Raw genomic sequence first — 20577 nt, forward strand, 5'->3', positions numbered from 1 at the left:
GAATGTTGCGTCGTTTACCCTGTCGGCGCTCGTGGGGGCGCCGCTCGGCTTGTTCGCCAGAGAACGGATTTCTGACTGCAAAGTCAATTGTTTGTCGTGCCCGGCATGGTCCGCATGTTCACGCCTCGATCCGTCGGCTCGAGCACGGCCACCTTGCCGCCGGGCCTTTCGCGCGCCTTGAGCGGTTGCGCTTTCTCGAATGTGTCGCCGATCTTTTTCAACAGCCGGGTTACGTCCGCGGACAGTGATCGCGGCCGCACGAGCGGCGGCAGGGCATTCTCGTCCGGCTTCGCAGTTTCGGCGGATCGCTCCTTCGCCGGTTTGGCGGGCGCGATTTCGATGCCCGGAATCGCGCGGTGCTCGATCCCCTGTTCGGCATAGTCCATCAGTCGTTTGAAGGTCATCGCCGGGAGAGAGCCGCCGGTCATTTCGTCGGTGGAGGTATAGTCGTCATTGCCGAACCAGACGGCCGTGGTGTAGTCGCCGGTGAAGCCGACGAACCATGCGTCGCGATAGGCCTGTGTCGTTCCGGTCTTGCCGCCGGTGATGATCCCGTTGTCGAGGGCTGCGCGTCGCGCCGTGCCGATGACCGGGATCTGCGTCAGGATGCGGTTCATCGACGAGACTGCCTGTTCGCTCAGCACCCTGCGTTGGGGCGGCGCGTCGCGCCCGAAGTCGTAGAGAATGTCGCCGTCGTAGTTGAGAATCTGACTGATGCCGTGGCGTCGCGACTGTAACCCGCCCGCCGGAAAGACCGCGTAGGCCGTCGCCTGATCGAGCACGGTCACTTCGGAGGTGCCGAGCGGCATGGTCTTGTCGGTGCGAACCGGGGTCTCGATGCCCATTCTCTTGGCGGTCTCGGCAATGATTTCTGTACCGAGCTTGTCCTTGGCGAGGCGGACCGGAATAGTGTTTATCGATCTGGCGAGCGCGTTCATCACCGTCACCCGGCCGGCATATTTGCGGCCGTAGTTCTGCGGCGACCAGCCACGCCAGGTGATCGGCGCGTCGACGACGACGGTTTCCGGTGTCATGCCCTTTTCCATCGCGGCAGCGTAGGTATAGACCTTGAAGGACGAGCCCGGCTGGCGCAGCGCGCGCGTGGCGCGGTTGAACTGGCTTTCGCCGTAGTCGCGGCCGCCGACCATCGCCCGTACCGCGCCGCCATGCTCGACCATGACGAGAGCGCCCTGCTTGACCTTGTAGCTCTCGCCATATTGCCTGAGGCCCGATTCGACCGCTTCCTCGGCTGCTTGCTGCAGCCCCATGTCGATCGTCGTGCGCACGATCAGCGAATGCTGCGCGAAGGGAGCGGCAATGCGCTGGACCTCTTCGAAGGCCCAGTCGAGGAAGAAATCCGGTGCCTTGACCTGGGCACGATCGACCACGGAGGCCGGGGTGAGGCGGGCGGCGATCACCTGTCCCTCCGTCATCAGCCCGCCCTGGACGAGATTGCTCAGGACCTCGTTGGCGCGGGCACGGGCCGCCGGCAGGTTCACATGGGGGGCATAGCGCGCCGGCGCCTTGAAGAGCCCGGCGAGCATCGCCGACTCGGCAAGATTGACGTCGGTAATCGCCTTGCCGAAATAGAATTGCGCCGCCGCTGCCGCGCCGAAGGTGCCGCCGCCCATATAGGCGCGGTCGAGATAGAGGCGGAGGATTTCCTTCTTCGACAGGTTGGATTCGAGCCAGACGGCGAGAAAGGCTTCCTTGATCTTGCGCTCGATCGTCCGCTCGTTCGAGAGGAACAGGTTCTTGGCCAGCTGCTGCGTGAGTGTCGAGCCGCCTTGAACGACCCCGCCGGCGCGAGCGTTCTCGGTCATGGCGCGTGCGAGCCCGAGAAAATCTATGCCCCAATGGTCGAAGAAGCGCCTGTCTTCCGTGGCGAGGACCGCTTTTATGAGGTGATCCGGCAGCTCGTCGATCGGGACGGAATCCTCGTGGATGATGCCCCGGTGGCCGATCTCGTTACCGTAGCGGTCAAGAAAGGTGACTGCGAAATCGCTTTGCGCCCGCCAGTTGCCCTTGGTTTCCTCGAAGGCGGGAAGGGCGAGCGCCAACATCAGCACCGAGCCCGCCGCGCCAAGCGTCATTCCCTCGCCGAGCACTTCGAAGAACGCTCTTTTCCAGCCGCGCACGCGAAACCGGCGGAAAAAGATGGTGGTGTCCTCCCACCACTCCCCGAGCCGGAATCCTGCGCTCCATACGGTCGAATCGATCCAGGAATCGATCCGAAGAAAGATGTGTCGCCTTTTCGGCCGGTTGTCCTCTTTCCTCGGTTCCTGCACGGCTTTCATGTCCCGAAGGTTCTGCCTCATGACGATATTTGCACGGGGCGGCAATCCAATCTACTTGCATATCGCGCAACCCGCCTTAAAAAACCGGCAATTTTCTGCGAAGTTTCCATGTTGGCTCGGATTATATGAAAGTGTGACTTTATGGGCGAAATGCCTTTCTGGAAGACGAAAGGTCTCGAGGAGATGACCGGCGCGGAGTGGGAGAGCCTCTGCGATGGTTGTGGGCTCTGTTGTCTCAACAAGCTCGAGGATTGGGATAGTTCCGAGATCGCCTGGACTTCGATCCGCTGCACGCTGCTGGATGGAGAAAGCTGTCGTTGCAAGGACTATGACAATCGCCAGGCAACCGTGCCGGACTGCATTCAGTTGACGCCGAAGGCAGTGCGCGAGATCAGCTGGCTGCCGCCGACCTGCGGTTACCGTCTGGTCGCCGAAGGCAGGGATCTCTACTGGTGGCACCCTCTCGTCTCCGGCGATCCGGAGACCGTGCATGCGGCCGGCATATCCGTGCGCGGACGCACCGTCGCCGAGGACGGCATCGATATCGAAGATTATGAAGATTATCTCGTGACCTGGCCGCTAGAGGTCGGCAGGGAGCCGGCCGATTAGGGCACGGCGCAGAGTGCTGCAGCGACTTTGCGTATCCATGAAATGCGCGGCACCGTCGCCGTCAGTGACGGCCGTTCTTGGCGACGAGGCTTCTCGGCGCGACATTGCGCCATGCGGTTTCCATGGACTGGCGAACGAGTTCGTCGTCGGCACCGACGAAATAGAATGATGTCCAGCCGCGTGCGCCCCAGCCGCCGGGAACGGCGGCGCAGACGCCGGGCTCCATTTCCAGAAGCATTCGCTGCTGGTCGGGCGTGAACTTGAAAACGGCGCGACCGGCTTCCGGCAGGGTCATGAAAATCCGCTTGCCCACACGGAAATCCCGTGCACCGAAATGGGCATTTTCCTGGGTTCCCGGAAGGCTCAGGGCCAGCTTTTCGATTTCTTCGGTCAGCATGCCAGGAGAGTAGCATGGAATTGCCGATTGGCAAAAACCCCGCGCCGCCGGGGCCGCCACAGCAATTCACTCTGCGGGAGGAACGGTCTTCTGTGCAGCCTCGCCGACCGTGCGCATTTCGCGCCACTCGTTCTCGAACCGCTCGAGCAGCGATTGCGGAATTCTGGATTGCGGTGATACCGGCGGCTTGTTGGCGAGTGTCTTCATCCGGCTCTCCTTTGGGCGAGAATGTTGGACTGGGCGGACGATTCCACAGGATAAAGACTTTGTAAATCAGCGGTTTAAAGCATTTAAACGATTGAAAAAAATTTAAATCGATTAATTTTCCAGACGATCCACAGAAAGATGCCGGCGTCATCATCGATGCCCGCACCGAGCTGCCCGAAAGACCGGTTCGCCCGACCTCTGCAATCTGTGGTCGTTTTCCTCGGCCAGAGGTCAAGCAACCGCCGGACGCGGGTGCGCGTATCCTCAAGGCCGACATTCATTTGCCATTCAGCCTGTATCGGTTAATGATTCCGGCATAGTGCTTCCCAGTCGAAAGTGCGTTCATGTCTTCAGCATTGACCATAGCCGCGCTCGCCGCAGGCCTCGCAGGCTTTTCTCCGCCTGCCGTCAACATGCCTGCGGTTGTCGTCCGCGTGGCTGGCGATTGCAGCGCGGCCGCCGCGCAGGTGGTCGCCCAGACGGGTGGCGAGCTGCTTTCTGCCCAGCCGACCGGCGATGGGCAGTGCGTGGTGACGGTGCTCATCCCGGGCAATGGAGGGCGCCCCAAGAAAGTCACGGTGAAAGTGCCTATGTAAGTTCTTTCGGGGTACCCGAAGGCAAGGGAAGTGGACGACAATGCGCATTCTGATCGTCGAGGACGATACCAATCTGAACAGGCAACTGGCTGACGCTCTGAAGGAGGCCGGTTATGTCGTCGACCAGGCTTATGACGGCGAAGAGGGCCACTATCTAGGCGATGCGGAGCCCTATGATGCGGTAATTCTCGATATAGGTCTTCCGGAGATGGACGGCATCACCGTTCTCGAGAAATGGCGCGCAGACGGCAAGACCATGCCGGTGCTGATCCTGACGGCCCGCGATCGATGGAGCGACAAGGTCGCAGGCATCGATGCCGGCGCCGACGATTATGTGGCGAAGCCTTTCCACGTCGAGGAGGTGCTGGCCCGCATCCGTGCGTTGATCCGGCGGGCCGCCGGGCACGCAAGCTCCGAGATCGTCTGCGGCCCCGTCCGTCTCGACACCAAGGGCTCCAAGGCGACCGTCGCTGGCGTCGCGCTGAAGCTCACATCGCACGAGTTCCGTCTGCTTTCCTACCTCATGCACCATATGGGACAGGTGGTTTCCCGCACCGAGTTGGTCGAACACATGTATGATCAGGACTTCGATCGCGATTCCAACACGATCGAGGTTTTCATCGGCCGGCTCCGTAAGAAGATCGGCAACGATCTGATCGAAACGGTGCGCGGCCTCGGATATCGCATGCAAGCACCCGGCAATGGCCATTAGATCGCTCACGGCGCGCGTTCTGTCGGTTTCGACCGTCTGGGCCGTCGTTGCCCTCGTGGTTATCGGGGTTGTCATCTCAGCTCTTTACCGGCAGGGGTCCGAGCGCGGCTTTCAGGATCTGCTGCGCGCGCAGCTCTACAACGTCATCAACTCCATCTCCGTCGACGAGAAGGCTGCGCTCTCCGGGAGCCCGCAGCTCGGCGACCTGCGCTTTTCCCAGCCTCAGACGGGCTGGTACTGGATCGTCGAGCCGATCGGCGAATTCGACACGCCGCCGCTGATATCGACGTCGCTCGGCACGGCGAAACTGCCGATCGTCAGCGTCGACGAGGTCCCCTTCGACATCCGCTACGAGCGGTTCTACACCACCACGGATCCGTTCGGAAACGAGGTCGAGGTGGCAGAGACCGAGGTCGTTCTCGACATTCAGGGCCACGCCGCCCGCTTCCGCGTCGCCGGCAACCGCGATGTGCTCGAGGCGGATATCGACCGCTTCACGCGCAACCTCACGATCGCCCTGTCCATTTTCGGCCTTGGCGGCCTTGGCGTGAACGCGCTCACGATCCTGTTCGGCCTGAAGCCGCTCGACCAGGTACGCCGCTCGCTTGAAAAGATCCGCACGGGGGAGAGCGAGCGGCTGGATGGCGCTTTCCCGCGGGAGATCCAGCCGCTTGCCAACGAGGTGAACGCGCTGATCGACAGCAATCGGCGCATCGTCGAACGCGCGCGCATGCAGGTCGGCAATCTGGCCCATTCGCTCAAGACGCCGATCGCCGTGCTGCTCAACGAGGCGAGAGTGCTGGAGGTGCCGCACGGCGAACTGGTCAGGGCCCAGGCGGACGCGATGCAGACACAGGTGCAATCCTATCTCAGCCGCGCCAGGATCGCCGCCCAGCGCGGGTCGGTTCTGGCGCGGACCGAAGCCCAGCCGGCACTGGAAAGAATCATGCGGGTGATGCGGCGCCTCAACCCCGACAAGCAATTCAGCCTCTCGATCAATCCGCCCGGACTGGTGCTGGCGATGGAACAGCAGGACGTCGAGGAAACGGTCGGCAACTTGCTGGAAAACGCCGCCCGTTACGCGCATGATCGGATCTCGCTGAATGTCGAGCCGGCCCCTGAAGATGCGCGCGAAAGGGAGCCGGGCCGCCAGTGGATCGTGCTCCAGATCGACGACGACGGACCGGGGCTCGACCCCGATCAGATCGCGGTGGCGATGAAGCGCGGCAAGCGGCTCGACGAGAGCAAGCCCGGAACCGGGCTCGGTCTTTCGATCGTAAGCGAGATCGTGGGTGAATATCAGGGAAGTGTGGAGCTCAGCCGTCGCGATGTTGGAGGATTGCGGGCCACGCTCGTACTGCCGGCCGCAGTCTAAGCGCCAACCGGATAGGACCGATGCGGGACGATCGTGATCCGGCGGTCACACCCGGACCTGAAAATGCCGGCGCTGACGGCAGGCGGTTGCCTCGACCCTCAGGTGGTGCAAAAAGAACTCGACTGGCGACCGACAAGAGGAATGAGTAGCGCGTATCATGAGGAATTACGCAGAAATGACGCGAGCCTTCGCGTCACGCGGTAGGATCGCGGTGGTGGCTTCGGGTGTAGCCCTCGCCGGCTGTGGCACGACCTCGTCCGGCCAAGGCGGGGCGGTTGCCGGACTCGGAGCAGCTTCCACCCGCGTTGCATCGTCCGCGACTTATATCGAAGCCCTGCAGGGTGGCGTCGTTTCGCGCCTTGGCGGCGTCGATCTCGGCAAGTCGGACCGGCAGCGGGCGCTCGAGGCCGAGTATCGCGCCCTCGAGGCCGCGCCGGGCGGGCAGCCCGTCGCCTGGCAAGGGCGGGGCGTCAGCGGCTCCGTCGTCGCTGCCGCACCGTATCAGGTCGGGTCGCAGAATTGCCGTCAATACAGCCATACGGTTACCGTCAAAAGCCAACAGACCACGGCACGCGGCGCGGCCTGCCGCAACAGCGATGGAAGCTGGACGCCGCTCACCTGAGCGGCACCGCCCTCACATATCGCGAACCGTGTAAGGTGTTGACCCGCGGCCGGTTTGCTTTGGGCGAGCGGATTCCTCGCGCGCGGCGGCACTTCTTGCGGCGAAACGCCTCAAATATACGTCATTGCCGGTTTTCGAGTTGGAATGACATGGCCCTCATAGTATTCCCCAAACATGTTGTTCTGGATCCTCGTCGCCATTCTGACGGCGGCTGTCGCAGCCGTGCTTCTTCTGCCGCTCATGCGGGCGGCAGAGCCACTGCCGTCTCGCCATAGTCACGACATCGAAGTCTATCGCGATCAGCTCGGTGAGCTGGCGCGGGACCGGGAGGCCGGTCTGATCGGAAGCGAGGAAGCCGAGCTGGCCAGGGCCGAGATCGCCCGCCGCATGCTTGCAGCCAGTGCCGCGGATCAGGCTGTGGCGGAGCGCACGCCGAAGCGGCTTCTATCCAACCGCCTGGCGCAGGCTTTCATTTTCCTCTGTCTTCCGGCTGTCGGCCTTTGTCTCTATTTGACGACCGGGAGCCCCGGCGTGCCGGCGCAGCCGCTCGCGGCCCGCCTTGCCGACCCCGGCGACGACGTCAACATCCTGATCGCGAAGGCCGAAAACCATCTGGCCCTCAATCCTCAAGACGGTGCCGGCTGGGATCTGCTGGCGCCGATCTACATGCGCCATGGCCGTCTGGACGATGCCGTCGCCGCCTACGACCGCGCGATCCGCCTGCTCGGGCCAACCCCGGCAAGAATGGGCGGCTACGCCGAGGCTCTGGTGGCGCAGGCCGGCGGTCTGGTCACAGCCGAGGCGCAGAACGCTCTGCAAAAGGCGCTGGCCCTCGACCCCGACGATCCACGCTCCGCATTCTACCTCGCGCTCGGCCTGAAGCAGGAGGGCAAGCACGCAGAGGCGCTCGCAGCATTCCGCAAGCTCGCAGAGAGCTCACCGGCCGATGCGCCCTGGTTGTCTCTGGTGAACCAGCATATCGCGGAGCTCGCCGCCGCCCCGGCCGGCCCTGCCGCGCCCGGAAATCCGGCTCCCGGCGATATTGCCGCCGCAAAGGAAATGAATGCCGGCGACCGGCAGGCGATGATCCGCGGCATGGTCGACAGCCTGGCAAGCCGCCTGAAGGAGGACCCGGCCAACCTGGAGGGCTGGATGCGCCTGGTCCGTTCCTATGTGGTGCTGGACCAAAGAGACAGGGCGAAAGATGCGTTGCATGACGGACTGAGGGCCTTCCCGGCAACGGGCGAGCAGGGGAAGCAGTTGCTGGCCTTGGCCCGGGAACTGGGGATCGACGCCGGCGGAGAGGCTGAATGACACGCAAGCAGAAAAGGTTGGCGATAATCGGCGGCGGCGTGGCATTTCTGACGGCCGCGGTGCTGCTCGTCATGTTCGCCTTCAGCCAGGCGGTCGCTTATTTCTATGTTCCGGGCGATCTTGCGAAGGCCGACGTCGCGCCGGGGACGCGTATCCGCCTCGGCGGACTTGTCGAGGCGGGCTCCGTCAAGCGCGGCGAGGGCAGGACCATCACCTTCACGGTGACGGATACGCTTGCGACCGTTCCGGTGACCTATACCGGCATCCTGCCCGACCTCTTCCGAGAGGGCCAGGGCGTGGTGGCCGAGGGTGCCTTCGTCGGCGGCAGCCCGGTTTTCGTTGCGGACACCGTCCTCGCAAAGCATGATGAGACATACATGCCGAAGGATGTCGCCGACCGCCTCAAAGCGCAGGGCGTCACGCTCGGCGGGGAGGAAAACATCCGATGATCATCGAACTCGGGCACTATGCACTGGTTTTGGCGCTCGCGACCGCGATCATCCAGGGCGTCCTGCCCGTCCTGGGGGTGCGGCGCGGCGACCCTTCCTTGATGGGACTGGCAGCAAACGCGGCGCTCGTCTGCTTCCTGCTCGTCGCTTTCTCCTTCGCCGTGCTGACATTCGCCTATGTGACATCGGATTTCTCGGTCAAGAACGTCTGGGAGAACTCGCATTCCCTCAAGCCGCTGATCTACAAGATTACCGGGGTCTGGGGAAACCATGAAGGCTCGATGCTTCTCTGGCTGCTGATTCTCGTCTTCTTTTCCGCGATGGTGGCGCTCTTCGGCCGCAACCTGCCGGAGACGTTGAAGGCGAACGTGCTTGCGGTGCAGGCCTGGATCGCGACCGCCTTCGCGTTCTTCGTCCTGCTGACCTCCAATCCCTTCGCACGGCTAGTGCCGGCACCGGGCGAGGGCAGGGACCTCAACCCCGTGCTGCAGGATATCGGGCTCGCGATCCACCCGCCCTTGCTCTATCTCGGCTATGTCGGCTTTTCCGTATGCTTCTCCTTCGCGGTCGCCGCGCTCATCGAGGGGCGGATCGATGCGGCCTGGGCGCGTTGGGTGCGGCCGTGGACACTTGCCGCCTGGACCTTTCTTACCGCCGGCATCGCCATGGGCTCCTATTGGGCCTATTACGAGTTGGGCTGGGGCGGCTGGTGGTTCTGGGACCCGGTCGAAAACGCCTCCTTCATGCCTTGGCTCGCCGGAACGGCACTTCTGCACTCGGCCCTGGTCATGGAAAAGCGCGAAGCGCTGAAGATCTGGACCGTGCTGCTGGCGATCATGACCTTCTCGCTGTCGCTGCTCGGCACGTTCCTGGTGCGCTCCGGCGTGCTGACATCCGTCCATGCCTTCGCCACCGACCCGACCCGCGGCGTCTTCATTCTCGCCATCCTCGTCGTCTTCATCGGCGGTGCGTTTTCGCTCTTTGCCTTCCGTGCCTCCCATCTTAAGGCCGGGGGAATATTCGCACCGGTTTCGCGCGAGGGTGCGCTCGTCGTGAACAACCTGATCCTGACGACGGCCACGGCGACGGTGCTGACCGGCACGCTGTATCCGCTGGTACTCGAAGCGCTGACCGGCGACAAAATTTCGGTCGGCGCGCCGTTCTTCAACATGACGTTCGGTCTGCTGATGCTGCCGCTCATCGCCGTCGTTCCCTTCGGCCCGCTGCTTGCCTGGAAGCGCGGCGACCTTGCCGGTGCGGCGCAGCGTCTGTTTGCGGCTGCCGCGCTCGGCCTGTTCGCCGCGGCGATCTGTTATTACGCGGTAAACGGTGGTCCGGTCCTGGCTCCTTTCGGCCTCGGCCTCGGCGTCTACCTGATTCTGGGAGCGCTCACCGATCTGGTTCTGCGCTCCGGTCTCGGCAAGGTGGCGGCGGGCGTCGCCTGGAGACGGCTTTCGGGCCTGCCGCGTTCGGCTTTCGGCACGGCGCTCGCCCATATCGGGCTCGGAATCACCCTGATCGGGATCGTCACGGTCACGGCTTTCGAAACGGAAACGGTCGTTGAGATGAAACCGGGGGCGGTGGTCGATGTCGGGCGTTACAGCCTGCGTTTCGACGGCATGCGTGAAGGGCGCGGGCCGAACTATACCGAGGATGTCGGCCATTTCACCGTCAGTCGAGGCGGTGTCGAGGTTACCGAGATCTGGTCGTCGAAACGGCTCTATTCAGCGCGGCGCATGCCGACGACCGAGGCCGGAATCCGGACCTTCGGCCTGAGCCAGCTCTATGTATCCTTGGGCGACGACATGGCAGACGGCGGCATCGTCGTCCGCATCTGGTGGAAACCGCTGATCCTTTGCATCTGGGGCGGCGCGCTCGTGATGATGGTCGGCGGCGTCGTTTCGCTCAGCGACCGGCGCCTTCGCGTCGGCGCGCCGGCGCGTGCCAGAAAGGCCCTCGCCCTGGATCACGATGATTTCAGGTCGGATCGACCAAAAATCATCAACGTGATCGATTCTAAAGGTTAGAGCGGGATGCGGGCGGAAAACCGTGCACACTTTTCCTCATCCCGCTCTGGGGGAGCTGCCAAATGATCCGGCTGCTGATCGCCCTCTTCCTTTTGCTGGCGTCCGTTGCCCCGGGCTTCGCCGTCAATCCGGACGAGGTGCTTGCGGATCCGGCGCTCGAAGCGCGTGCCCGGGCGATCTCCGCCCAGCTCCGCTGCATGGTCTGCCAGAACCAGTCGATCGACGATTCGAACGCTGAACTCGCCAAGGATCTGCGGCTGCTCGTACGCGAGCGCCTGAAGAACGGCGATTCCGACGAAGCCGTGATCTCCTACGTCGTCTCACGCTACGGCGAATTCGTGCTCCTGAACCCTCGCCTCGAGGCCAAGACGCTCGTGCTGTGGGGCATGCCTGCCATTCTGCTCGTGGCCGGCATCATCACCCTCGTCGTGGCCGCAAGACGCCGCGGCGCAAGAGTTCCGGGCGCACCGCTTTCCGCCGAGGAAAAGGAAAGGCTGGACAGGCTCCTGCGGCCCTGATCTCAAGCAGGAGGCGCCAACGCGATTTGGGCGCATCCGTCCGCGCCTTGCAGCTCCACCGCAACATTACCAAAAATTCATCTGCCGGACAGAACTCAGTAAGGTCCCGTCCGTTACATCTGACGGCATAGGCTGTTTCCTCCAGTCACAGCCAGACGAGCGGGTTTCCGACGGTGAGGCCGTTGGATCCGACTCGGGGAAAAGGTTTCGAAGCAGCCTGCCTTGCAGGCGGGCTTCATGAAAGAGAGAAGGCAAAACGAATGTCTACGATCAAAGCTCCACGTCCCTCCTTGAAGACTGTGCTGAAGACCACGACGGTAGCCGGTCTCGCAGCCGTGCTGCTGACGACCGGCCTGCCGGCCGAAGTCGCGCAGTCCTTCGCCGAAGCCGTGAGGGTGCAGGCCCCGGCTGTGCCGAGTTTCGCCAATGTGGTCGACGCCGTTTCGCCGGCGGTCGTCTCCGTCCGCGTGCAGGCACGTGAACGCGTCAGCGACGATGAAAGCAACTTCACCTTCGATTTCGGCGGCCGCGGGTTCGAGGACCTGCCGGAAGACCATCCGCTGCGGCGTTTCTTCCGCGAATTCGCTCCGCGTGAAAATGACCGTGCCGATCGTTGGCGCGACCGCCGCGGTCCGCGTGGCGAAGGTCGTCTCCGTCCGCGGGCGCAAGGCTCCGGCTTCTTCATCACCGAAGACGGTTACCTCGTCACCAACAACCACGTCGTCTCCGACGGCTCGGCCTTCACCGTCATCATGAACGACGGAACCGAGCTCGACGCCAAGCTCGTCGGCAAGGACAGCCGGACCGACCTTGCCGTGCTCAAGGTCGATGACAAGCGCAAGTTCACCTATGTCAGCTTCGCGGACGACGAGAAGGTGCGCGTCGGCGACTGGGTGGTCGCTGTCGGCAATCCCTTCGGCCTCGGCGGCACGGTGACCGCCGGCATCATCTCCGCTCGGGGCCGCGATATCGGCTCCGGTCCCTATGACGATTATCTGCAGGTCGACGCAGCGGTGAACCGCGGCAATTCCGGTGGTCCGACCTTCAATCTTTCCGGCGAGGTGGTCGGTATCAACACGGCCATCTTCTCGCCCTCCGGCGGCAATGTCGGCATCGCCTTCGCAATCCCCGCCTCGGTCGCAAAGGATGTCGTGGACTCCCTCATCAAGGACGGCACGGTGTCGCGCGGCTGGCTTGGTGTCCAGATCCAGCCGGTGACGAAGGATATCGCCGAGTCGCTCGGCCTTTCCGAAGCGAACGGCGCCCTCGTCGTCGAGCCTCAGGCGGGCTCGCCGGGTGAAAAGGCCGGGATCAAGAACGGCGACGTCGTGACGGCGCTCAACGGCGAGCCGGTCAAGGATCCGCGGGACCTCGCACGTCGCGTTGCGGCCCTGCGCCCCGGCTCCACTGCGGAGGTTACCCTGTGGCGCGGCGGCAAATCCGAAACGGTCAACCTCGAGATCGGCACGCTGCCGAGCGATGCCAAGGAGCCCGCACCGGCGACCGGTGAAGCGCAGCCCGACGAAGGGCAGGCAGGCGAGGAGGCGCTGGCCGACCTCGGCCTGACGGTGACCCCGTCGGAGGACGGCAAGGGCGTCACGATCGCCTCCGTCGATCCGGATTCCGACGCCGGCGATCGCGGCCTGAAGGAAGGCGAGAAGATCGTCTCCGTCAACAACCAGGAAGTGAAATCGGCAGACGACGTTCTCAAGGTGATCAACAACGCCAAGAAGGACGGGCGCAGCAAGGCTCTGTTCCAGATCGAAGCACAGGAAGGCAGCCGCTTCGTCGCACTGCCCATCGCTCAGGGCTGAGATGCCACGGACGGACTGAGTGCCGTTTCATGAGGGGGCGCCGCGACATAAAGCCATGTCGCGGCGCTTTCCTGTGTCTGGCCGGGCCGCGTGCCCGGTACGCACAGCGAACCGAATCCGGTTGAGACGAACAGAGGTCCGGGACTATGGTCACCCGCATGAAGATTCTGATTGTTGAAGACGATCTCGAGGCAGCCGCCTATCTTGCCAAGGCCTTCCGCGAGGCAGGCATTGTCTGCGACCACGCGAGTGACGGCGAGAGCGGTTTGTTCATGGCGAGCGAGAACGCCTATGACGTGCTTGTCGTCGACCGCATGCTTCCCCGCCGCGACGGCCTGTCGCTGATTACGGAACTGAGGCGCAAGGACATCCACACGCCGGTGCTCATTCTCTCGGCACTCGGCCAGGTGGACGACCGCGTCACCGGCCTGCGCGCCGGCGGTGACGATTACCTGCCGAAGCCCTACGCCTTCAGCGAGCTTCTCGCCCGCGTCGAGGTACTCGGCCGGCGTAAGGGCGCACCCGAGCAGGACATGGTCTATCGCGTCGGCGATCTCGAACTCGATCGTTTGTCCCATTCCGTCCGGCGGCAGGGCAAGGAGATCCCCTTGCAGCCGCGCGAATTCCGGCTGCTCGAATATCTCATGAAGAATGCCGGACAGGTGGTGACGAGAACCATGTTGCTCGAAAACGTGTGGGACTATCATTTCGATCCCCAGACCAATGTGATCGACGTGCATGTCTCGCGCTTGCGTTCGAAGATCGAGAAGGATTTCGATCCGCCGTTGCTGAGGACGATCCGTGGCGCCGGATACATGATCAAGGACGACCGGACCACGGACGCATGAGCAGGATCAGCGTGCTGTTCAGGACGACTGCAGTCCGGCTCTCTGCGCTCTATCTGGTCCTGTTCTCCCTTTGCGCCGCCTTCCTCGTCTTCTACGTGACCGGCATGTCGGAGCGTCTCCTGCAGCAGCAGACGCGCGACTCGATCGCCGCCGAGGTAACCCAGATTGCGGATGTCTACGACCGCGCCGGGATCAACGGGCTGCTTCGCTCGCTGGAGCGTCGGGCGCGTCAGCCGGGTGCAAATCTCTATGTCATTGCGGGGCCGAACGGAGAAATCCTCGCCGGCAATGTGGCTGCGCTCCAACCTGGGCTCCTCGACGACGAGGGCTGGAAGTCGGAGCCGTTCCGCTACCGGCGCTTCACCGACGAGAGCCGTGCCGAAAGGCACGTCGCCCTTGCCCAGGTCCTGGTGCTCGACAACGGGCTGAGGATACTGGTCGGCCGCGACCTGCAGGAACCCGAGAAGTTCCGCGTGCTTGTCCGTCAGGCACTGATGGTCGCGCTCGGCATCATGGGGCTCGGGGCGCTGGTCATCTGGTTCGGCATCGGCCGCAATGCCCTGCGCCGCATCGACCGCATGTCGGAGGCGAGCACGAAGATCATGGCCGGGGACCTCTCGCAACGCTTGCCCACGAGCGGTTCCGGCGACGAGTTCGACCGTCTCTCGGAATCCCTGAACGCGATGCTCGAGCGCATCGAGAAGCTGAACGAAGGACTGAAACAGGTCTCGGACAACATAGCGCACGACCTCAAGACACCGCTGACGCGCTTGCGCAACAAGGCAGAGGCGGCGCTCGCCGATACCGAGGGGAGCAACCAGAGCGGCGCGCTCGAACAGATCATCGCCGAGTCCGATCAGTTGATTCGTACGTTCAACGCCCTTCTGATGATTTCCCGCGTCGAAGCCGGCTCCGCCGTCGCCGAGATGAGCGAAGTCGACCTGGCGCAGATCGTGGCGGATTGCGTCGAGCTCTACGAGCCGCTGGCGGAAGACAAGGAAATGCGCATCGAAGCGGAGGCGGCGCCGGGGGTGGCGATCTCCGGCAACCGCGAACTGATCAGCCAGGCGCTGGGCAACCTGATCGACAATGCGATCAAATATGCGGAAGGTGCCGAGAATCCGCTGATACGGGTTGAAATGATGAGGAGCGATCGTCACGTCGTGTTGACCGTCGCCGACCACGGGCCCGGCATTCCGGAGAATATGCGCGGAGAGGTCGTCAAGCGTTTCGTTCGCCTCGACGAAAGCCGGTCGAAGCCGGGGACGGGCCTCGGCCTCTCGCTCGTCGACGCCGTCATGGAGATGCACCGCGGCTCGCTGGAACTGTCGGCGACGGAGGAGGACGGTCGGGGCTTGGCTGTTCGCATGGTTTTCCCGGCGGTTGCGACCTGATAAACCCATGACGGGAACCGAAGGGGGGATGTGCATGGCGGAAGCGATCGAGCGGTCTTTGTCCGATATCGATGTGGTGGCGATTCGCCCGGCGAGCCAGGCGGACGCCAAGGCCGCCCTTTCGGTCCTCAAGGATGCGGCGAAAGGCTGCGAACACATTGCGAAGCTCATTGCCTCGGGCGCGCCGCTCAAGGATTTTCTCGTTGCAGCCTTCGCGCTCTCGCCATTCTTGCGGGATACGGCGCGTAGCCACCCGGCGATCCTCGAAGCATTGCTGTCCGAGACGCTGCCGGCGTTTTTGAAGCGCAGGATCGAGGCCGCAAGGGCGGCCTGGCGGGGCGATGCAGCCGGGGCGGCGCTGCCGGATGCGGAGATCATGACGCGATTGAGGCGGGCGAAGCGCGAGGTCGCCTTCGCTGTCGCGCTTGCGGACCTGTCGCGGCTTTTCGGCGGCCGTGAGACGACGCGGTGGCTCAGCGATTTTGCAGAGGCGGCCGTTTCGGCGGCGATCGATCATCTGCTGCTCGGCGCGCATGAAAGCGGCAAGTTCGTGTTGAAGGACAGTTCCGCGCCGTCCACCGCCTCCGGCGTCGTCGTGCTTGGAATGGGCAAGCTTGGTGCCGGCGAGCTCAACTATTCTTCCGATATCGATCTTGTCGTCTTCTACGATCCGCAGTCGAGCATCATCACCAATCGCGACGATGCTCCGGAAACCTTCGCCCGGCTGTTGCGGCGCTTGATTCGCATCCTGCAGGAGAGAACCGGCGACGGCTATGTCTTCCGTACGGATCTGCGGCTTAGGCCAGACCCGGGCTCGACGCCACTTGCCATCCCGGTCGAGGCGGCAATGCTCTATTACGAGAGCAGGGGACAGAACTGGGAACGGGCCGCCTTCATCAAGGCGCGGCCGATCGCGGGCGATCTGGAGGCGGGCGAACGCTTCCTCAAGGAACTGACGCCTTTCGTCTTCCGCAAGTACCTCGACTATGCGGCAATTGCCGACATTCACTCGATCAAGCGGCAGATCCATGCCCACAAGGGGCACGGAGAAATCGCCGTGAAGGGACACAACATCAAGCTCGGGCGCGGCGGCATCCGGGAGATCGAGTTCTTCGTCCAGACGCAGCAGCTGATCGCAGGCGGCCGCACGCCCGCGCTGCGGCTGCGCGAAACGGAAACGATGCTGCGGATGCTCGCCGAGAGCGGCTGGATCGACGGGGCGACGGCCGAGGAACTTATCGAGGCCTATTGGTTCCTGCGCGACGTCGAGCACCGCATCCAGATGGTGCATGACGAGCAGACCCACCTTCTTCCGGAGACCGAGCCGGAACTCAGGCGGATCGCCTATATGCTCGGCTTCGAGGATACGGCTTCCTTCTCGAATGCGCTGTCGCGCGTGCTGCGCACGGTCGAGCGGCGCTATGCGCAGCTTTTCGAGCAGGAGGCGAAGCTATCCACCGAGACCGGAAACCTGGTCTTCACCGGTCAGCAGGACGATCCGGATACGCTCGAAACGCTGAAGAAGCTCGGTTTCCAACGGCCATCCGACATAGCGAACATCATCCGCACCTGGCACTACGGGCGCTATCGGGCAACGCAGTCGGTCGAGGCGCGCGAGCGGCTGACGGAACTGACGCCGGAGCTCCTGCGCGTCTTCGGCGAAAGCAGGCGGGCCGACGAAGCGTTTCTGCGTTTCGACCACTTCCTCTCCGGTCTGCCGGCGGGGATCCAGCTCTTCTCGCTGCTCGGCAACAATCCCGGCCTCCTGTCGCTGATCGTCAATATCATGTCGTCGGCACCGCGCCTGGCGGACATCATCGCCGCCAAACCGCATGTCTTCGACGGCATGCTGGAGCCGGGGCTGCTTGCGGAGCTGCCGACCAGGGATTATCTGGCGCCGCGCATCGCGACTTTCGTCGGCGGAGGCCGGCACTACGAGGAGGTGCTGGACCGCTTGCGCATAATCGCCGCCGAGCAGCGCTTCCTGATCGGCATCCGGCTGCTCACGGGCGCGATCACCGGCCTTCAGGCGGGACGCGCTCTCACCGACCTTGCCGATCTGATCATTGCCGCCGCGCTCGATGCGGTCCTGGAGGAGGTCCGGTCGGCGCATGGACGTTTCCCCGGGGGGCGGGTCGCAATCGTCGGAATGGGCAAGCTTGGCAGCCACGAATTGACCGCCGGCTCCGATATCGACCTCATCCTGCTCTACGACTACGACGACGAAGTGCTCGAGTCCGACGGCGCCAAGCCGCTCGATCCGGTACGCTATTTTACGCGGGTCACGCAGCGGCTGATCGCCGCGCTGTCGGCGCCGACCGCCGAGGGCATCCTCTACGACGTGGACATGCGGCTGCGACCCTCCGGCAACAAGGGGCCGGTTGCCACCCGCATAACCGCCTTCGCCAAGTACCAGCGAACGGAAGCCTGGACCTGGGAGCATCTGGCGCTGACGCGGGCGCGCTGCATCTGCGGCGATGAGAGCCTCGTCGGCGAAGCGGAGGCGATCTTTGCCGAGATTCTCACTGAAAAGCGCGACATCGCGAAGATCCGCAAGGACGTCGAGGAGATGCGCGGCCTGATCGACAAGGAGAAACCGCCGAAGGACATATGGGATTTCAAACTCATTCCCGGCGGGTTGGTCGATATCGAGTTCATCGCCCAGTACCTCGCCCTGGTCGCACCGGCGAGGGGAGTAACGTCCCCTCCTGCCGGTACGCATACGCTCGAGGCGCTGAAGGCGCTCGGTGCCGGGATGATGAATGCGAACGATCTCGATACGGCCGCCGAAGCGCTCGTGCTCTTCACCGAGCTGTCGCAGCTCGTGCGCCTTTGCATCGATGGCGACTTCGACCCCAAGGAAGCGCCGGCCGGTCTCGTGGATCTCGTCTGCCGTGCCGGAGACTATCCGGATCTGACGCATCTCGAAGCCGACATTCGCCGTCTCTCGAAGGCCGTGCGCCGGATATTCCAGGGGGTTGTTGCTGCAGCGTAAGCGGGCGTAGTCAGCCGCGGTCGGGAATCCTGACCGATATGATTGTGCCGACATTCTCTGCCGAATGGATCTTCATTGTCCCGCCGTGAAGCCGCGTCAGCGAACGGGATATGGCGAGCCCGAGCCCGGAGCCGCCCTTGCTCTTGGCATATTGGCTCTGCACCTGCTCGAAGGGCTGACCGATCTTCTGCAATGCGCCCTTGGGAATGCCGATGCCGGAATCGGCGATCGTCAGCGTGACGGCGCCCCTCACCTTGCGGGCCCGCAAGGAGATGCGCCCGCCTTCATTGGTGAACTTGACCGCATTGGAAAGGAGATTGAGCAGGACCTGCTTCATCGCCCGGCGGTCGGCGAACATCGTCAGGCCGGAGGATATCTGCTGGACCACGCGGATGTTCTTTCGCTCTGCCGGAATCGTCGTGAAACGAAGGGTCTCCTCGATGAGTGGCGCGAGATCGATCCGCTCGCGCGTGATGCGCATATGGCCGGCCTCGATCTTCGACATGTCGAGTATGTCGTTGATGACGTTGAGCAAATGCTTGCCGCTCTCGAAAATGTCGCGCGAATACTCGTGGTATTTCTCCGAGCCGAGGGGGCCGAACATCTGGTCCTGCAGGATTTCCGAGAAGCCGAGAATGGCGTTCAGCGGCGTGCGCAGCTCGTGCGACATGTTGGCGAGGAATTCGGACTTTGCCCGGTTCGCGGCCTCGGCGCGCTCTTTCTCCGCCTGATAGTTCGCATTGGCGATGGAAAGTTCGGCCTTCTGCTGCTCAAGCGTTACGCGGGAGGCGGAGAGATCGCCGATGGTCGCCATCAGCCGCCGCTCGGATTCGCGCAGGCGAACTTGATGCCGCTTGAGGAGCGTGATGTCCGTACCCACCGAGACGAGCCCGCCGTCGCGCGTGCGGCGCTCATTGATCTGCAGCCAGCGTTCGTCGGCAAGCTGAACCTCGCTCGTCTGCGAGTGGTTGCTCCGGTCCGGATCGGCAACGCGCCGTTCGACGACGGGCCTTGCCGCCGCAGCATGGACGATCGTGCGTTCGGTGCCCGGCACCAGCACGTGGTCGGGCAACTGCCAGGCTTGCTGGTAATGGGTGTTGCACATCACCAGGCGATCGTGCTTGTCCCAGAGCACGAAGGCCTCCGAGGTGCACTCGATCGCGTCCGCCAGGCGCTGATCGGCCTCGGCGTAACGCTGCGCAAGCCTGTGCTGCTCGGTCACGTCCATCGCAATGCCGATCAGATGCGTCCGGCCCGACACGGTGCGGATCACCTGGGCACGCGCTCGAAGCCATACATAGTGGCCATCCGCATGGCGCATCCGGAACACCTGATCGATCTGGCGCTCGTTGCCTTTCGCGATCGCCCGAGCGACCCGGTATATGCCCCGGTCCTCGACATGCATGAGACGGGCGGCATCGCCGAACGACAGTACGCTCGCGTCGCCCGGCATGCCGAGCATCTCGTACATCGAGCGGGACCAGAAGAGGCGCCGGTTGTCGAGATCGAAATCCCAGAGGCCGCAGCGTCCGCGGGAGAGCGCCGTTTCGACGCGCAGGTTCGATTCGGCAAAGACCGCATCGGCATCGCGGGCGCGCTTTGCCTGGATGTAATAGGCATAGAGGACGACCATCAGGATCGCCGAAACACCGGCAAACAGCGTGACGTTGAGCGAAATTTCGTCGCGCCAGGCCGCTTCGAATCTGGCGATCGACGTTGCCGCCAGAACGGCACCGCCGGAATCCGGCAATTGCCGGAGCGCGATGAAATGCTCGATGCCGTCGATCGACGCTCTTACGACGCTGGCACCCTCGCCGTAATATTGGAGTGTAGCGATCTCGGGAGCGATGGCGGAGAGCGTGCGTCCGATGAGATGGACGCCATCCTGCGTGCCGGCAAAGACGCGGCCGTCTTTGCGGACCGTCAGCAGGAAAATTCCGGCGTCCAGGATTTCCGCAGGCAGAAATTCGGTGAGCCGCCGTTCGACCTCCCAGCGGCGGCCCTCGGCGAAGAGTTCCGATCCGCCGGTCTGGAAAACACCGGCTGCTGCTGCGGCCGCGAGGCTGACCGTCCGGCGGGAGGAGGCCTCCATGCGGGCATGCTCGTCCATGATGCCCGACATGCGTGAGATCGCCACGATGAGAAGAAAAGCGATGATGAGGACCGGGATGGACCGCTTGAGCATCGGCTCGGCCATTGCGAGCTTCTGCGACGCCGGTTCGGCAAAGATCTTTGCCTGCTCGATGAACTCCCGTTCGAGGCCCGAAAAGCCCGGAAACTTGAGTCGCAACCGCCCTTCGGCTGCGCTTCCCCGTCGCGCGTCCGCCATCTTTTCCAATTTGTCGTCCTCGAAAAGCGTTCCGCACTCGACAATGCCGCAAGGAACGCTTGATTCTTCTCAGT

The 20577-nt window shown here is 63.5% G+C and carries 17 protein-coding genes; 13 read left to right on the forward strand and 4 right to left on the reverse strand.

All coding sequences use genetic code 11. The features are described 5' to 3' along the window. Positions 1-83: 83 nt before the first annotated feature. On the reverse strand, positions 84-2318 hold the full coding sequence (locus PZL22_RS23120) for a transglycosylase domain-containing protein (protein ID WP_033048490.1): 2235 nt from the start codon (positions 2316-2318) through the stop codon (positions 84-86). 120 nt (positions 2319-2438) lie between these two features. Here PZL22_RS23120 and PZL22_RS23125 point away from each other — a divergent pair, with 120 nt between their 5' ends. Further along, positions 2439-2906 (forward strand): YcgN family cysteine cluster protein, encoded by a 468-nt coding sequence (locus PZL22_RS23125; protein WP_003527370.1) that lies wholly within the window; start codon positions 2439-2441, stop codon positions 2904-2906. Between the two features lie 61 nt (positions 2907-2967). Here the strand turns inward: PZL22_RS23125 and PZL22_RS23130 are convergent, their stop codons facing one another. Both PZL22_RS23130 and PZL22_RS23135 read right to left on the reverse strand, forming a co-directional pair. Next, on the reverse strand, positions 2968-3303 hold the full coding sequence (locus PZL22_RS23130) for an MmcQ/YjbR family DNA-binding protein (RefSeq protein WP_003527369.1): 336 nt from the start codon (positions 3301-3303) through the stop codon (positions 2968-2970). Positions 3304-3369: 66 nt separating this feature from the next. Beyond that, positions 3370-3510, reverse strand: a complete 141-nt coding sequence (locus PZL22_RS23135; RefSeq protein WP_003527368.1) for a hypothetical protein — start codon at positions 3508-3510, stop codon at positions 3370-3372. Between the two features lie 344 nt (positions 3511-3854). Between PZL22_RS23135 and feuN the strand changes: the two genes are divergently transcribed. The 12 genes from feuN to PZL22_RS23195 all read left to right on the forward strand — a co-directional run bounded on the left by feuN (position 3855) and on the right by PZL22_RS23195 (position 18174). Next, complete coding sequence (feuN, locus tag PZL22_RS23140) at positions 3855-4106, forward strand: two-component system FeuPQ modulator FeuN (protein WP_003527365.1); 252 nt, start codon at positions 3855-3857, stop codon at positions 4104-4106. A 40-nt stretch (positions 4107-4146) separates the two neighbouring features. Beyond that, the gene (gene feuP / locus PZL22_RS23145; RefSeq protein WP_003527364.1) at positions 4147-4818 is read left to right on the forward strand and encodes a two-component system response regulator FeuP; all 672 of its coding nucleotides are present in this window, start codon (positions 4147-4149) and stop codon (positions 4816-4818) included. Continuing rightward, on the forward strand, positions 4808-6193 hold the full coding sequence (feuQ, locus tag PZL22_RS23150) for a two-component system sensor histidine kinase FeuQ (protein ID WP_003527362.1): 1386 nt from the start codon (positions 4808-4810) through the stop codon (positions 6191-6193). Before feuP ends, feuQ begins: the two co-directional genes overlap by 11 nt. 175 nt (positions 6194-6368) lie before the next feature. Further along, positions 6369-6815: an RT0821/Lpp0805 family surface protein gene (locus PZL22_RS23155; protein ID WP_003527360.1), complete on the forward strand. Its 447-nt coding sequence runs from the start codon at positions 6369-6371 to the stop codon at positions 6813-6815. Positions 6816-6989: 174 nt separating this feature from the next. Further along, positions 6990-8129, forward strand: a complete 1140-nt coding sequence (gene ccmI / locus PZL22_RS23160; protein WP_003527359.1) for a c-type cytochrome biogenesis protein CcmI — start codon at positions 6990-6992, stop codon at positions 8127-8129. Beyond that, positions 8126-8578 carry a cytochrome c maturation protein CcmE gene (ccmE, locus tag PZL22_RS23165; protein ID WP_003527358.1) on the forward strand — a complete coding sequence of 151 codons (453 nt, stop codon included), beginning with the start codon at positions 8126-8128 and terminating at the stop codon, positions 8576-8578. Before ccmI ends, ccmE begins: the two co-directional genes overlap by 4 nt. After that, positions 8575-10605, forward strand: coding sequence for a heme lyase CcmF/NrfE family subunit (locus PZL22_RS23170; protein WP_003527357.1), 2031 nt, complete (start codon positions 8575-8577; stop codon positions 10603-10605). The genes ccmE and PZL22_RS23170 overlap by 4 nt, the downstream gene beginning before the upstream one ends. 62 nt (positions 10606-10667) lie before the next feature. After that, a complete protein-coding gene (locus tag PZL22_RS23175; RefSeq protein WP_003527356.1) occupies positions 10668-11123 on the forward strand; it encodes a cytochrome c-type biogenesis protein in 456 nt (151 codons plus the stop codon). A 260-nt stretch (positions 11124-11383) separates the two neighbouring features. Continuing rightward, positions 11384-12937 (forward strand): Do family serine endopeptidase, encoded by a 1554-nt coding sequence (locus tag PZL22_RS23180; RefSeq protein WP_003527355.1) that lies wholly within the window; start codon positions 11384-11386, stop codon positions 12935-12937. Positions 12938-13083: 146 nt separating this feature from the next. Next, entirely contained in the window at positions 13084-13785 is a 702-nt protein-coding gene (locus tag PZL22_RS23185) for a response regulator transcription factor (RefSeq protein WP_003527354.1), read from the forward strand. Next, a complete protein-coding gene (locus tag PZL22_RS23190; protein WP_003527353.1) occupies positions 13782-15179 on the forward strand; it encodes a sensor histidine kinase in 1398 nt (465 codons plus the stop codon). Before PZL22_RS23185 ends, PZL22_RS23190 begins: the two co-directional genes overlap by 4 nt. Positions 15180-15213: 34 nt before the next feature. Continuing rightward, positions 15214-18174, forward strand: a complete 2961-nt coding sequence (locus PZL22_RS23195) for a bifunctional [glutamine synthetase] adenylyltransferase/[glutamine synthetase]-adenylyl-L-tyrosine phosphorylase (RefSeq protein ID WP_003527352.1) — start codon at positions 15214-15216, stop codon at positions 18172-18174. A 10-nt stretch (positions 18175-18184) separates the two neighbouring features. On the opposite strand, the gene PZL22_RS23200 is transcribed toward PZL22_RS23195, so the two are convergent. Next, entirely contained in the window at positions 18185-20512 is a 2328-nt protein-coding gene (locus PZL22_RS23200) for a PAS domain-containing sensor histidine kinase (RefSeq protein WP_003527351.1), read from the reverse strand. Positions 20513-20577 lie beyond the last annotated feature (65 nt).

Origin of the sequence: Ensifer meliloti (genome assembly GCF_030064585.1) — a bacterium.
Classification (GTDB): Bacteria; Pseudomonadota; Alphaproteobacteria; order Rhizobiales; family Rhizobiaceae; genus Sinorhizobium; species Sinorhizobium meliloti.

What these genes read in the sequence shown, in the direction of transcription:
- PZL22_RS23170 (WP_003527357.1), top strand. Translation starts at nt 8,575, where the DNA reads ATGATCATCGAACTCGGGCACTATGCACTGGTTTTGGCGCTCGCGACC.
- PZL22_RS23120 (WP_033048490.1), bottom strand. Translation starts at nt 2,318, where the DNA reads ATGAGGCAGAACCTTCGGGACATGAAAGCCGTGCAGGAACCGAGGAAA.
- feuQ (WP_003527362.1), top strand. Translation starts at nt 4,808, where the DNA reads ATGGCCATTAGATCGCTCACGGCGCGCGTTCTGTCGGTTTCGACCGTC.
- PZL22_RS23155 (WP_003527360.1), top strand. Translation starts at nt 6,369, where the DNA reads ATGACGCGAGCCTTCGCGTCACGCGGTAGGATCGCGGTGGTGGCTTCG.
- feuP (WP_003527364.1), top strand. Translation starts at nt 4,147, where the DNA reads ATGCGCATTCTGATCGTCGAGGACGATACCAATCTGAACAGGCAACTG.
- ccmE (WP_003527358.1), top strand. Translation starts at nt 8,126, where the DNA reads ATGACACGCAAGCAGAAAAGGTTGGCGATAATCGGCGGCGGCGTGGCA.
- PZL22_RS23125 (WP_003527370.1), top strand. Translation starts at nt 2,439, where the DNA reads ATGGGCGAAATGCCTTTCTGGAAGACGAAAGGTCTCGAGGAGATGACC.
- PZL22_RS23175 (WP_003527356.1), top strand. Translation starts at nt 10,668, where the DNA reads ATGATCCGGCTGCTGATCGCCCTCTTCCTTTTGCTGGCGTCCGTTGCC.
- PZL22_RS23185 (WP_003527354.1), top strand. Translation starts at nt 13,084, where the DNA reads ATGGTCACCCGCATGAAGATTCTGATTGTTGAAGACGATCTCGAGGCA.
- PZL22_RS23190 (WP_003527353.1), top strand. Translation starts at nt 13,782, where the DNA reads ATGAGCAGGATCAGCGTGCTGTTCAGGACGACTGCAGTCCGGCTCTCT.
- PZL22_RS23135 (WP_003527368.1), bottom strand. Translation starts at nt 3,510, where the DNA reads ATGAAGACACTCGCCAACAAGCCGCCGGTATCACCGCAATCCAGAATT.
- PZL22_RS23130 (WP_003527369.1), bottom strand. Translation starts at nt 3,303, where the DNA reads ATGCTGACCGAAGAAATCGAAAAGCTGGCCCTGAGCCTTCCGGGAACC.
- PZL22_RS23195 (WP_003527352.1), top strand. Translation starts at nt 15,214, where the DNA reads ATGGCGGAAGCGATCGAGCGGTCTTTGTCCGATATCGATGTGGTGGCG.
- feuN (WP_003527365.1), top strand. Translation starts at nt 3,855, where the DNA reads ATGTCTTCAGCATTGACCATAGCCGCGCTCGCCGCAGGCCTCGCAGGC.
- PZL22_RS23180 (WP_003527355.1), top strand. Translation starts at nt 11,384, where the DNA reads ATGTCTACGATCAAAGCTCCACGTCCCTCCTTGAAGACTGTGCTGAAG.
- ccmI (WP_003527359.1), top strand. Translation starts at nt 6,990, where the DNA reads ATGTTGTTCTGGATCCTCGTCGCCATTCTGACGGCGGCTGTCGCAGCC.